Annotated in this window: 10 protein-coding genes; 8 read left to right on the top strand and 2 right to left on the bottom strand. The window is 70.4% G+C overall.

What is annotated here, in order from left to right; all coding sequences use genetic code 11:
- The first annotated feature begins 1 nt into the window (after position 1).
- Positions 2 to 3,055: a hypothetical protein gene (locus tag MXD62_RS14640; protein WP_248829811.1), complete on the top strand. Its 3,054-nt coding sequence runs from the start codon at positions 2 to 4 to the stop codon at positions 3,053 to 3,055.
- 345 nt (positions 3,056 to 3,400) lie between these two features.
- Positions 3,401 to 4,348: a zinc-binding dehydrogenase gene (locus tag MXD62_RS14645; RefSeq protein WP_248829812.1), complete on the top strand. Its 948-nt coding sequence runs from the start codon at positions 3,401 to 3,403 to the stop codon at positions 4,346 to 4,348.
- A 451-nt stretch (positions 4,349 to 4,799) separates the two neighbouring features.
- On the opposite strand, the gene MXD62_RS14650 is transcribed toward MXD62_RS14645, so the two are convergent.
- On the bottom strand, positions 4,800 to 5,180 hold the full coding sequence (locus MXD62_RS14650) for a hypothetical protein (RefSeq protein ID WP_248829813.1): 381 nt from the start codon (positions 5,178 to 5,180) through the stop codon (positions 4,800 to 4,802).
- Between MXD62_RS14650 and MXD62_RS14655 the strand changes: the two genes are divergently transcribed.
- The 3 genes from MXD62_RS14655 (at position 5,152) to MXD62_RS14665 (ending at position 8,332) form a co-directional block, all read left to right on the top strand.
- Positions 5,152 to 6,237, top strand: a complete 1,086-nt coding sequence (locus MXD62_RS14655) for a hypothetical protein (RefSeq protein ID WP_248829814.1) — start codon at positions 5,152 to 5,154, stop codon at positions 6,235 to 6,237. The two genes, MXD62_RS14650 and MXD62_RS14655, sit on opposite strands and share 29 nt — an antisense overlap.
- Positions 6,238 to 6,395: 158 nt before the next feature.
- The gene (locus MXD62_RS14660) at positions 6,396 to 7,070 is read left to right on the top strand and encodes a sigma-70 family RNA polymerase sigma factor (protein WP_251081709.1); all 675 of its coding nucleotides are present in this window, start codon (positions 6,396 to 6,398) and stop codon (positions 7,068 to 7,070) included.
- Positions 7,067 to 8,332 (top strand): maleylpyruvate isomerase N-terminal domain-containing protein, encoded by a 1,266-nt coding sequence (locus MXD62_RS14665; RefSeq protein ID WP_248829816.1) that lies wholly within the window; start codon positions 7,067 to 7,069, stop codon positions 8,330 to 8,332. The genes MXD62_RS14660 and MXD62_RS14665 overlap by 4 nt, the downstream gene beginning before the upstream one ends.
- Positions 8,333 to 8,404: 72 nt before the next feature.
- Here the strand turns inward: MXD62_RS14665 and MXD62_RS14670 are convergent, their stop codons facing one another.
- Positions 8,405 to 9,001 (bottom strand): TetR/AcrR family transcriptional regulator, encoded by a 597-nt coding sequence (locus MXD62_RS14670; RefSeq protein ID WP_248829817.1) that lies wholly within the window; start codon positions 8,999 to 9,001, stop codon positions 8,405 to 8,407.
- 751 nt (positions 9,002 to 9,752) lie between these two features.
- Here MXD62_RS14670 and MXD62_RS14675 point away from each other — a divergent pair.
- The 3 genes from MXD62_RS14675 to MXD62_RS14685 all read left to right on the top strand — a co-directional run bounded on the left by MXD62_RS14675 (position 9,753) and on the right by MXD62_RS14685 (position 11,829).
- Entirely contained in the window at positions 9,753 to 10,277 is a 525-nt protein-coding gene (locus MXD62_RS14675) for a gamma carbonic anhydrase family protein (protein WP_020463771.1), read from the top strand.
- The gene (locus tag MXD62_RS14680; RefSeq protein WP_248829818.1) at positions 10,274 to 11,515 is read left to right on the top strand and encodes a CaiB/BaiF CoA-transferase family protein; all 1,242 of its coding nucleotides are present in this window, start codon (positions 10,274 to 10,276) and stop codon (positions 11,513 to 11,515) included. Before MXD62_RS14675 ends, MXD62_RS14680 begins: the two co-directional genes overlap by 4 nt.
- A gap of 116 nt (positions 11,516 to 11,631) precedes the next feature.
- Positions 11,632 to 11,829, top strand: coding sequence for a hypothetical protein (locus tag MXD62_RS14685; protein ID WP_248829819.1), 198 nt, complete (start codon positions 11,632 to 11,634; stop codon positions 11,827 to 11,829).
- Positions 11,830 to 11,935 lie beyond the last annotated feature (106 nt).

The raw sequence follows: 11,935 nt of genomic DNA on the forward strand, positions 1-11,935 counted from the left end.
GATGCCCGGCACGGTGGTCACCTTCTACTCGTACAAGGGCGGCGTCGGGCGTTCTCTCGCACTCGCCTGGGTAGCCTGGATCCTCGCCTCGGCCGGGAAAAAGGTCCTCGTCGTCGACTGGGATCTGGAGGCCCCCGGCCTGGAGAACTACTTCTGGCCGGCCGCGGCCGTCAAGGGGATGCGGACCAGGCCCGGTCTCGTGGATCTCGTCATCGACTACCGCGACCGCCTCGACGCGGACGCACTGGCGCGGTACCTGGAACGTCATTCATGGCAGCCGCTCGCCGCCCACCCGGACTGGTCCGGGGAGGACTGGGCGGACCCGTCGACCGCCGAGCAGGCGCGCGCGGAGCTGGCCGATCCCGACCTGCGGGAGTGGGTCCGGGAGCGAATCACCAGGGTGGATCTGGATGCGACCCGCGCCGAGCTCACCAGGGATTCGCCCGGCGGCGAGGCTGATTCCGACCCAATGAAGCAGCGGTTGAGGGACTGCACCAGCTGGGCCTCGTTCGTCGAGGAGCTGGACATCGACGACGTTTTCCAGCCCGGTGGCTCGGTCGACCTCATGCGATCCGGCCGCCTCGACGCTGAATACGCCGCAAAGCTGGCGCTCCTGGACTGGAACGAGCTGTACACGAAGTTCGCCGGGCACCGCTTCTTCCGAACCCTCAAGTCCAGATGGACGGACTACTACGATTTCGTCCTGGTGGATTCGCGGACGGGCATGGGGGATGTGTCGGCCACCTGCACGCAGGTTCTCCCCGATGTCATGGTCGCCTGTTTCGGTATGAACGAGCAGGGCATCATCAACACCGCACGGGTCGCCGCCCAGGCCCGTGCGGCGGGCGCCCGTGAGCGGCGTGAACTGAGAATCCTGCCGTTGCCGTCACGGATCGAGACCTCCGCGCGGGCGGCGGCGGGAAAGGCAAAGGACCGCTACCAGCGGGTGTTCGAACTGCCGTGGGAGGAGTTCGAGGAGGTCTCCACGACGCTGCCGCGTCAGCCGTTGATAGGGCCCAGAATCCTGGGCGGCACGCAGAAGTACTGGGAGCAGGTGGCGTTGCCGCACACCCCGCGGTATGCGTTCCAGGAGGGTCCGCCGCACGGAATCGACCGGGATCGTCTGCAGCGGGCCTGCGAATTTCTCGCCCAGAACATCGGGCGGGATGACACAATCCGCCTGAACCCGCCGTCGCGGACGGCATGGGCGAAAATGGTGGCGGGCTTCGACCGTCCCGCGCGCAAGCTGCAGTACGACGAGTTCGTGATCAGCTACGCCGAAGGCGGCCGGGATCCGCTCTGGGCGGCCTGGGTGTACGAACAGCTGTGCCGGATCTCCGCGCGGGTACGGCAGCACAACGCGAGCCGGGACGGGACGGGCTTCCTCGACGACCGGCTCCGGGACGCCGGCGGCGATCCGGGCACGGACATCGACGGCGGGAAACTCTGTGTGCTGATCCTGCTCAGCCCCAGATACGTCGAATCCGACTTCGGCCGGGCCACCTGGCGGTGGGCCGCCAGCCGTTACACCAGGGCGGACCCGGCCGACCGTGGCTCCAGCCGATGGAGCCTCCTGCCCGTCCTCATCTCCTCCCACGCCCCGGAGACGGCACCGTTCGCCGAGATCCAACCGGTGAGCCTGGTCAAACTCGACGAGGAGACAGCCAGAACGACGCTGCTGGCGGAGCTGGCCGACACGTGGGACGAGCGTGAGTCCGCGGTCCTGACGCCTGTGGAGTTTCCCGGGAGCCCGGAGGATCTCGTCCGCCGTTACCAGGAGCGGGCTGACGAGCTCGAAAGGGCGAACGCCGTGACGGCGGAACGGGTGGCGACCCTGCGCCAGCTCGCCCAGGAGAAGCTGGAGCATCACGGTACGACCTCGACCTCCCAGGCCGTCCAGCATCTGAGGGAGGCGAACCGGCTCGCCCGCGACAGGCGGGACAGCCTCGTGGCCGCTCTCACCGGGTTCGAGCTCGCCTACGCCGAGTTTTCGGAAGAGCAACTACCACAGCGGCGGCGTACCGGCCGGCCCCGACAGACCGCCGTGCGCGCGGTCGAGGAGACCATGCGGCTGGTGGACTCCGACACCATCGCCGATCTCTCCGACGCCACCGACATCCGTGGCGCCATCGACCCCAACAGTTCCCGCGGCGGAATCCACGCCAGGAGCACCCTGACGTCGTCCAGGCTCTACCGCAATGATCTGCGTCCCCTTCGCCGGGCCATAGACGAGGTGGACCGGCTCGGGCTGATCGAACCCCTGTCCCCGGACGGGCAGCGGCTGCGGCTGGCGAAGGCGGTCGTGCTCCGTCTCCTCGACGACGTCCAGGAGGCACGGCCACTCCTGGTCGAGGTCCACCAGAACGCCGGCCGGGACCGCGCTCTCCGCGCCCGGTGCGACCTGGAGATCGGGATGGGGTCGTTCGCACGCGGCAGAACGTTCTGGGACGACGCGTACCGCAAACTGCTGCGGCTGGTCCAGCAGCCAGATGTCGAAGCCCGAATCAGGTTCCTGGCGCTTTCCACCCTAGGTGCGATGGCGAAGCCCGAAGAGGCCAAGGGGCATTTCGAGTGGGCGCTCGAGGCGGTGGCTGGGGAACGTCACCTCGCCGGACTCCGGATCGCCGCCCTCGTGAATCTCGGCCGGAACGCGGCTGCCCGCGGCCTGCATCCCACGGAGGAGGACGGACCGCTGAAGCACTTCGAGGAGGCGGTCGACGCGGCCAGGGGCGAGTGGCCACTGGTCTCGCTTCCGCTCGCCGAGGCATACTGGCAGACCAGCCGGCCGGTGAAATCACCTCATACATCGAAGGAAATTCTGGCCCGTCTGCTGCGAGCGATCTGGATCTACACTGTTCTCGGCCTGCAGGACGAGGTCCATGAATGCCGAAAGATCATCATGGGTCGCGCGGCGAAGGGCATGGGCTGGGATTCCTTCAGGGAAATAAACGACGGCGAACCGACCTCCACGTTCACCCCCGCGAAGATCAGCGACTTCGACGTGATCATGGCGATCCTCGACGTCCGAGTGCCCGACACCACCGCGCTCCGCTGACTCTCCGCCCCGAGCGGGCGCGGACCGGAACAGCGCATGGATATCAGGAGTATCTGCGATGGCGGGGCGCCGTCCGGTGCCCTGCTTGCCCACGTCATCGGCGCGGCCGGATATCCGCCGCCTGGTCAAGCACGAGGCCGTCCGGCTTGGCCCGGTCGGTGCCCGGGTCTGCTCGGTGTCGCCCGGCACCATCGACACCCCCATGGTGGACCGACGTCCTGATCGACGGCGGTGTGCACGCCTCGTTCGACAGCGGGTCGTTCCTGCTTTCCGGACAGTGACCGAGGCGACCGCGGAGCTGGAAGTGGAGCAGAATCACAACGCACCACGGAGGAGAGGACGGCGATGAAGGCGGTTCGGGGACATGAGGGACGCCCGGTGGTCATCGACGTCGCCGAGCCGCCCGGCTGGGACGAGGGCGAGCTGCTGAACATGGCCGTGGCCGGGATCTGCGCCTCGGACCTCAACTACCTGCGGCTCGGCACCCGGTTCATCCTCGGCCACGAGCTCGCCGGGCGGAAGGCGGACGGGACGCCCGTCCTGGTGGAGGGGCAGTTCGGGTGCGGGAGGTGCGACTTCTGCCGGGAGGGCCGGAACAACCTCTGCGACCAGTCCACCAGGAAGGCTCTCGGCATCATGCAGAACGGCGGCATGGTGGAGCAGTTCCGGGTGCCGACCCACAAGGTCCTCGAGATACCGGCCGGGCTTGACGTCTCGAACGCCTCGCTGGCCGAGCCCGCCGCGGTCGCCTGGCACGGCGCCCGCGTCGGCGGGACCGCGCCGGGCCGGACCGTCGCCGTCGTCGGCGGCGGTTCGATCGGCCAGCTGGCGGCCGTCGCGGCCCAGACCCAGGGCGCTGCCGAGGTCGTCATGGAAGCCCGCTACCCCCACCAGCACGCGATCCGCGAGCGGATGGGCGTCGGGGAGCCCAGGGCGGGCGAGCGCTACGACGTGGTGATCGAGGCCGCGGGGTCGCCCAGCTCCCTGCGGCGCAGCGTCGAGCTGGTGAAGCCAGGCGGCACCGTCTCGCTCCTGGGCGTCCACCAGGGCGGTATCGACGTGCCGTACTCGTCGTTGCTGACCAAGGAGGTCACGCTGGTCGCGTCGATGGGGTACTGCGGGCACGCCGGCCGGCGGGAGATGCTTCAGGCCGCCGAGATGCTCGCGGCGCGCCCCGAGATCCCGGACTCGCTCATCACCCATCGCTTCCCGCTCGAGGACGCGGCCGAGGCCTTCCGGGTGGCGGGCGACCGCGAGTCGGGCGCGGTCAAGGTCGTCGTCGAGGTTGGCTGAGCTGGTCCAGGCCGGCCGTGGTAGCGGCTGGGGCTCCGTCCACCACCGCTTCTACCGCGGAACCGTAAGGGCGGCATCCATGCATTGAATCCCTTGACATCGCCCGGCATGCCAAGCCTTTCGAACACCTTCTGAAATGCGTGAACGGATGAATCCGGCTGGCCGGCACCTGTTGGGCACCGGAGCCGGGCTCCAGCGTGCTGCCGGTCGTCGGGGGTGACGGGAGTGGCGACTGGCCGCGATGATAAGGAATTGGCGTCCTCCCAGGTAGGGACAGCTGTGGTCGCGTACGACCGGGGTGGCTGACTCGTGAGAAGTGCCGGCGGTCCGGCACACATAGTGCGCAACCGAGCACAACGGATCAACCAAATGAAAAAGCCTCTGCGAATCGGCAACCCTTCACAGCCGCGGAACGACTTTCCGGGGGGAGGGGTCCGATTCGACGGAGAGGTCACATGTCCTTGAAACGAGCAGTCCGGAGCGCGGCGCTGGTGGCGGTGGCCGCCGCCACGTTCGCCGGCTGCGTACCGGTCAGCCCGGGCGGCGGAGGCGGCGCCGTCCCGACCGCCTCGCCGTCCGTCCCCCCGACCGCACCCTCGTCGCCGTCCGGCACTCCGGCGGGCACTCCGACCGCTTCGCCGTCGGTCCGGCCGACCGTGCCGTCGTCGCCGACCGGCACCCCGGCGGGGACCCCGACGCCTTCGCCGACCACGTCCCCGTCCGGCCCGACGTCCGGTGACTGCGGGCGGACGTCGGGAGCCTCGCCGGCGACGAGGATCACCGAGGTCAGCCTGGGGTCGCCGGTGGTCAGCTTCGCGCCGCAGGGCGACACGGACCCGTTGCCGACCGCGATCGCCGCCGCGCCGGGCGGGGGATCCTGGCTGGCCTGGCTGGGCACCGACTCCAAGGTGCGCCTCGGCAAGCTGGACTGCGGTGACCAGCTGGTCGGTACTCCCACATCCCTCGACGCGGTCGACCTGCAGGACATCAAGGCCGATGCGGACGGTGTCGTGGTCCTGCTGACCCGTCCCGGCCCGCAGGGCAGCGGGACGCTGTGCGGCGGGACGTCCAGCCCGACCAGGACCATGTGGATGGTCCGCCTCGACAACACCGGCGGACAGCTGTGGGAGCGTCAGGTCACCAACCTGAGCAGCAGCCGCGGCGGCTACGACCCCGGGGCTCTGTTCGTCTGGTGGTACAACCACCACGGCACCCTGGCCTACGACGGCACCAACTACGCCGCCTACTTCGAGGCGGCGATCACCGTGGCCAACGGCGGCTGCGTCGACATCCACGAGGGCGACCGGATGCAGGTGGTCAACGCCGCCACCGGCGCGCTGGTCTCCGGGCACGACAGCTTCGACTGGGGCTGCAGCCACGCCTGGGACTCCCACATCATCTGGGACGCCCGCACCGGCCACTTCGCGATGGTCTGCGCCACGGACAACAACTGCCGCATCGCCCGCCCCGGCACCGGCCAGACCGTCGTGCCCGGGGTCTGTGACGGAACGCTGTTCGGCGGCGACATCGTGCTGGCCGGCACCCCGGGCTACTGGACCGCGTGGAGCAACGGCAACCAGGTACGGCTGGAGCACTTCTCCACGGGCGCGTCCGACCGGACGGTCCTCACCGCCGACCGGACCCAACACTCGCACCTGGTCGGCTACGGCACCGGCAGGATGCTCCTGACCTGGAAGTCCGGAACCTCGACCACCGCCCAGGTGTACGACACCACCAGTGGCGGCACCGTGGGCGGCCAGTTCACGATCGCCGTGCCGGACCACACCTACGTCGAGGCCAAGGCCTACCCCGACGGCAGCGTCGCCTTCCCCGCCGCCGGCACTTCCAGCACGTCCATCCGGGTCGTTCGGGTAATGCCGCTCACCTGACACCACAGGCGAGGGGCGGGCGGGCGCGGCGACCTCGTCGCGCCCGCCCTGCGCCTCGGGCGGATCCGGTCGGGTGGTGCCGCGGGCGATGCGGCCGGCCGGTGCCGGTGCCGGTGCGTGCACGGACACCTACCAGGAGGCGCAGTGTTCGTGGCAGAATGCCTACCGTGCACGGACAGGACGGTGCGGCACCCGTGACGCGCCGGCCGTCAGCGGCCGGCACCGGCGGCGGCGCACCTACCCCTGCCACGCCGGCCGCGGCCCGGCAGCCGCTTTCGCGGCGAGAGGTCGTCGAGCTGCACGGCCGTCTGGTCGCCGGGGATCCCACGGCGCTCGCCGTCGTCCACGAGCGGTACGCCCGCTATCTGCTTGCCGTCGCCACGCGGGTGACCGGTGACGCCGACGCGGCCCGGGACGTCCTCCAGGAGGTGCTGGTCGCGTTCTGGCAGCATCCGCTCCGGTTCGACCCGGACCGCGGGGAGCTGCGCACCTGGCTCGCGGTACTCGCCCATCGGCGCGCCGTCGACTGGGTCCGCCGGGAGATCGCCCGGCGCCCTACCGACCTGGTCGCGCGAGCCCTCGCCGAGCAGTCGGACGGCCCGGCGGCCGACCGCGACTTCCTCGCGCGGGAGGACGCCGACGCCGTGCGGGCCGCCGTCGCCGCATTACCCGTGAAGCTGCGCGAGGTGGTGGAGTTGGCCTACTACAGGGAGTTGACCTACCGTGAGGTGGCCATTCGGCTCGCCATCCCGGAGGGGACGGCGAAGTCGCGCATGCGAGCGGCCCTGTCAGCCCTCGCGCTGGCCCTCACCCGCCTGGGAGCCGCCCCGTGACGGTCGACCCGACGGCCGCGCCCACACCGGAACACTGTGTGACGGCGCTGCTGGACGCGTACGTGGTGGGTGAGTGCACGGCCGCCGAGGCGGACGCCATCGAGACCCATCTCGGCCGGTGCGTGAGCTGTTCCGTCGACGCGGCACAGCTCGCCCTCACCGTCGCGCCGCCGGCCTGGTCCGCCGCCGGGCCCCCTGACGCGCCAGCCGCCGACGTCGACATGGACCTCACGCCCGGCCGACCCGGGTCGCTCGACGCCGTCCTCGCCGCGGCGCTCGCCGCCCGGCCCGCCGCGCCCGGCACGGTCGTCGCGGGCCTGACGGCAGCGGCACAGGCCGGCCCCGCCCGGCCGCGCGGACCGCGGACCCCGACCCACGGGAGCCGGGCTGCCGCGCTCGACAGGCTGCTGGCCGAGCTCGCCCCGGAGCACTGGGGGCGCCCGGCCGCGGCCGGCTGGTCGGTGCGTGAGCTCGTGCTGCACCTGTACGCCGTCGACGGCCTGTTGCTGGCCGCCCTCGATGGCGCCGGCAGCGACACCGGCACCGGCAGCGACGCGCCCGGCGACCTGGGACGGCCGGACGAGGATCCGGTGGCGCGCACCGAGGCCGTCCTGGCGGCCACCCGGGAGTGGTCGGTCGAGCAGGTTCGGCTGCGCTGGTTCGAACGCGCGGGGTTGGTGTGCGCGGCCGTGGCCGACGCGACCCGGGCCTCGGGGCCGTCAGCCGTGACGGCGGGCGGCTGGACGACCACCCCGGCGGACCACCTGACCGCCCGGGCGTTCGAGACGTGGATCCACACCCGGGACATCGCCGCGGCCGCGGGTCTGGCCGTACCGGATCCGGGCGGGGACGAACTGCACACCATGGCTGATCTCGCGCTGCGCCTGCTGGCCGACCCGTGGACGGCGGTCGTGGAGACGGCCGGGCCGGCCGCGCTCACCGTGACGTTGACCGGGCCGGGCGGCGGTACCTGGTCGCTGGACCCCTCCGGTGTGCACGAGTGGGAGAACGGCGCCGGCCCGGTGGAACCTGGCCCCGCCGCGGATCTGGCGCGCACGACCGGCCCGGCGTCGGGCCCGCTGACCGCGGGGGCCGTGACCGTGGGTGCCGTGACCGTGGGTGCCGTGACCGCGGGGATCGTTCCGTTCTGTCTGCTGGCCGGCGATCGCGCGACGGTGGACGCGGTGGCCACGAGGATGGAGGGCGACGAGCGGCTCGCCGTCGAGCTCCTCGCTCTCGCTCCCAGCCTGGCCGGCCCCTGAAAGGGAGTCTTTCGGGCTGAGGCCGGAGCGAGACGGCGCGAACGCCATGCCCGCCGTAGGGCGAGCCCGCGGTCAGCGGAGATCCCGTACGCTCGCCTGCGCGCAGATCGCGACGACGTCGTCGAAGCATTCCAGCAGGGACGGCCGTTCCTCGGTGAGGTAGATGTGGGCGGCCGTGCTGAACCAGCCGAGCGCCATTTTTGTGAGAGCGCGGATTTCGAGTGTCGGGATGGTGCCGCCACATCTGCTCTCCAGGACCGCGGCCAGACTCGTCTCGAACGCCCTACTGCCCGTCGAGAACTGCTCCGCCGCGAGCTGTGGCTCTGTCGCGACCACGGAGCGGATCTGCTCGATCAGCCGCCGTTCGTAACCCTGCTCGGCGAGTTCCCGGAGCAGGAGGTGCAGGCTCGTCAGGGGCGCTTCATCGGCCGGTCTTTCGCGCAGGCGTTGGGTCGCGGTTTCGCGCCGCACGACGAGGTGGTCGAAGAGAACGGCCTCTTTCGTCGGGAAATGATGGAAGACGGTGCGGCGGCCGACGCGTGCTGCCGAAGCGATCTGGTCGATCGTCGTCTCTGTATATCCCTGTGCTTGGAACAGGCGGAGGGCCTCGTCGGCGATGCGCACGCGCTTCGCGTTCGGATCGCGCTCGCGGGTCGGTGTTTCCGGCACGCATCAGGATTCTAGCCCCTTGACCCGGCGGGTGATGGCGGTCGCCCTGCGACCGCGGACGCCCCGCCCTCGGGTGCCGCGGCGCCTGTCGACACCATCCACCTTGACCACCCCCGGCTGTTGCACTAGTGTCATAGCTGGAAAGTTCGCAGGTAGCAGGGCTGAACTACAAGATCGAACCAGGTCGGGGCTCGGGCGGAGGCGCGCGTCCTCCCTGCGGCGACACGGGCCGTGGCACGGCACGCAGACATGTGGAGCCAGTATGCGTCCAGACGGACAAGGTGATCCCGCCTTACCCCCGGATCACCACTGCTCTCAGGTTCATGGAAGGCCGCGGGTGATCCGGCGCGGGTCGGGCGGAGAACCCGGGCCACCTGGCGCGCTCGAGACCATCCGCCGGAAAACACCGAACACCGCCGGTGCGGGCCGACCGGCACGGAATCCAGACATTCTCGCGTGGTCGCGCGGACGGAGACCGGGACCGGCTCCAGGCCGCACCTGAATCGGCCCAGGCTCCACATCGGCCGCCTTGACCCCGGCCCCTTTTTGGGCTGCCCTCTCTCGGGCTGCCTTCTCTCGCTGCCGCCCGAATTTACCCATCCCGGCTTCAGCCCTGCCAAATTTCAGCTGCCTTCCGCCATCCGGCGACGGCAAGAGGGCGCGGGAAGGTGTCGCTTCCCGTTGCGCTCCCGGGTACTTGCGTCGCCCCGGTCCGGGGATTTCGAACTTCGGCCTCGACAGAGGAGCTCCAGTGATCATCATACCGTTCAACGGAAAGAGCCCGAAGGTGGCGGCGTCCGCGCTCGTCGCCGACAACGTCACCCTCATCGGCGACGTCGAGATCGGCGAGGAGTGCTCGATCTGGCCCGGTGTGGTCATCCGGTCGGACACCACCCCGATCAGGATCGGCAACAACGTCCACATCGAGGAGAACTCGGTGCTGCACACCAGCACGCACATCGAGGACAACGTGATGATCGGGCACAACTGCACGATCGAGGCCTTCGTCGGCCACGACTGCATGATCGGGAACACGGCGGCGCTGATGCCGCTGTCGCGGGTAGGCGCCCACTGTGCCATCGCCGCCGGGTCCGTCGTGCTGGAGCAGGTGGAGATCCCCGAGTACTGCTTCGCGGTGGGCGCGCCCGCGAAGGTTCACTCGAAGATCGACCCGGGCAACCCCAAGCACGCGATGCGGCTCGCCTCCACCTACCTGCCCACGATGCGCAAGATAGCCGACGAGTACCGCCGCCAGGGCATCTGGAGCCGGGCATGAGCAAGCCGGACGGGCCGCTGACAGGCATCCGCGTCATCGACTGGACGATCTGGCAGCACGGCCCGGTGGCCGGCGCCATGCTCGGCGACCTCGGCGCCGACGTCATCAAGATCGAGGAGCGGCTTGGCGGTGACTCGGGCCGGGCCCAGTACGCCTTCCCCGACACCGGCACCTCTCCGTACTTCGAGGTCAACAACCGCAACAAGCGCAGCCTCGCCGTCGACCTGAAACGACCCGAGGGGGTGGCGCTGGTACGCCAGCTGGTCGCCCGTTCCGACGTGTTCATCCAGAACTTCCGGCCCACCGTCGCGGAGAAGCTGGGGCTGGACTACGAGACGCTGCGCGCCGACAACCCGATGCTCGTCTACGGCGCCGGCAGCGCCTACGGGCCCAACGGCCCCGAGCGAACCGCCCGCGCCTACGACCTGCTCGGCCAGGCCCGCTCCGGTCTGATGCTCAGACCCGGCTCCGACCAGGTCAACGTCGCCGACAGCGGCCTCGCCGACCAGATGGGCGCCATCATGCTCGCCTACGGCGTGCTCGCCGCCCTCCTCGCGCGGGAGCGCCACGGGGTGGGCCAGCGGGTCGACACCTCCCTGTTCGGCAGCATGCTCGCCCTGCGCGGCCTGGCGCTCGCCCTCGAGCTCATGACCCAGGACGGACGGGTCGCCACCTCGACGTTCCGCAAGCACCTGGGCGACGAACCGCCGTCACGGGAGAACCCGGGCAACCCGCTGTGGAACTACTACCAGTGCGCGGACGGCAAGCTGATCGCGATGGCCATGGTCCAGTCCGACCCGCACTGGGCGACCCTCCTCCACGCGCTCGGCAACCCCGAGCCGCTCGCCGGTGACCCCAGGTTCACCGACCACATCAGCCGCTGCGAGAACGCCCGCGCCTGCGTCGCCCTCCTCGACGAGATCTTCGCAGCCGAACCCCGGGATGTCTGGCTGCGCCGGCTGCTCGCCACCGGCGACATGCCGATCACCGCGGTGAACACCACCGCCGACATCGTGAACGACCCGCAGGCGATCGCCAACAACTACATCACCTCGTTCGACCACCCCGTGCTGGGCGAGACCCGGGTCCCCGGTTTCCCGGTCGCCCTCTCCGAGACGCCGGCGCGCATCCAGCGCCAGGCGCCCGAGTTCGGCGAGCACACCGAGGAAATCCTGATCAACGTGCTCGGCCTGACCTGGGACGACATCTCCGACCTGCGCGATCAGGAAATCCTCTAGTGGCGGGCCCGGTGACGGAATTCAGGGCGGGTACCCGCCTGCACAGTGTCACCTGCACGACCGAGGTGATCGTGACCAAGGGAGGAAGTGGCGTTCTCACCTGCGGGGGGAAACCCATGACCGCAGAGGACGTCCACGCCAACGGCGCCCGGCCGGGCCAGCCGGAGGAGGATCGCACTCTTCTCGGTAAGCGGTACCGGTCCCCGGACGGCGCCTTTGAGGCCCTCTGCGTCCGACAGGGCACCGGGGCGCTGGAACTCGACGGCGTGCCCCTGGAACTGGTCAAACCCAGAACCCTTCCGGCGTCGGACTGACTGCGACCGGCAGGTGGCCGCCCGCTGGCTACCAGCCGGCCTTCCACCGGAACACCCCATGTCACTGCCGTCCGCCCGGACCCGCGCGCACCCAGGTCTTCTCGAT

This window comes from Frankia sp. Mgl5, assembly GCF_023242985.1.
GTDB classification, from domain to species: domain Bacteria; phylum Actinomycetota; class Actinomycetes; order Frankiales; family Frankiaceae; genus Parafrankia; species Parafrankia soli.

Coding starts and splice junctions, on each gene's coding strand:
- MXD62_RS14640 (WP_248829811.1), top strand. CDS start 2: ATGCCCGGCACGGTGGTCACCTTCTACTCGTACAAGGGCGGCGTCGGG.
- MXD62_RS14645 (WP_248829812.1), top strand. CDS start 3,401: ATGAAGGCGGTTCGGGGACATGAGGGACGCCCGGTGGTCATCGACGTC.
- MXD62_RS14660 (WP_251081709.1), top strand. CDS start 6,396: ATGCCTACCGTGCACGGACAGGACGGTGCGGCACCCGTGACGCGCCGG.
- MXD62_RS14680 (WP_248829818.1), top strand. CDS start 10,274: ATGAGCAAGCCGGACGGGCCGCTGACAGGCATCCGCGTCATCGACTGG.
- MXD62_RS14685 (WP_248829819.1), top strand. CDS start 11,632: ATGACCGCAGAGGACGTCCACGCCAACGGCGCCCGGCCGGGCCAGCCG.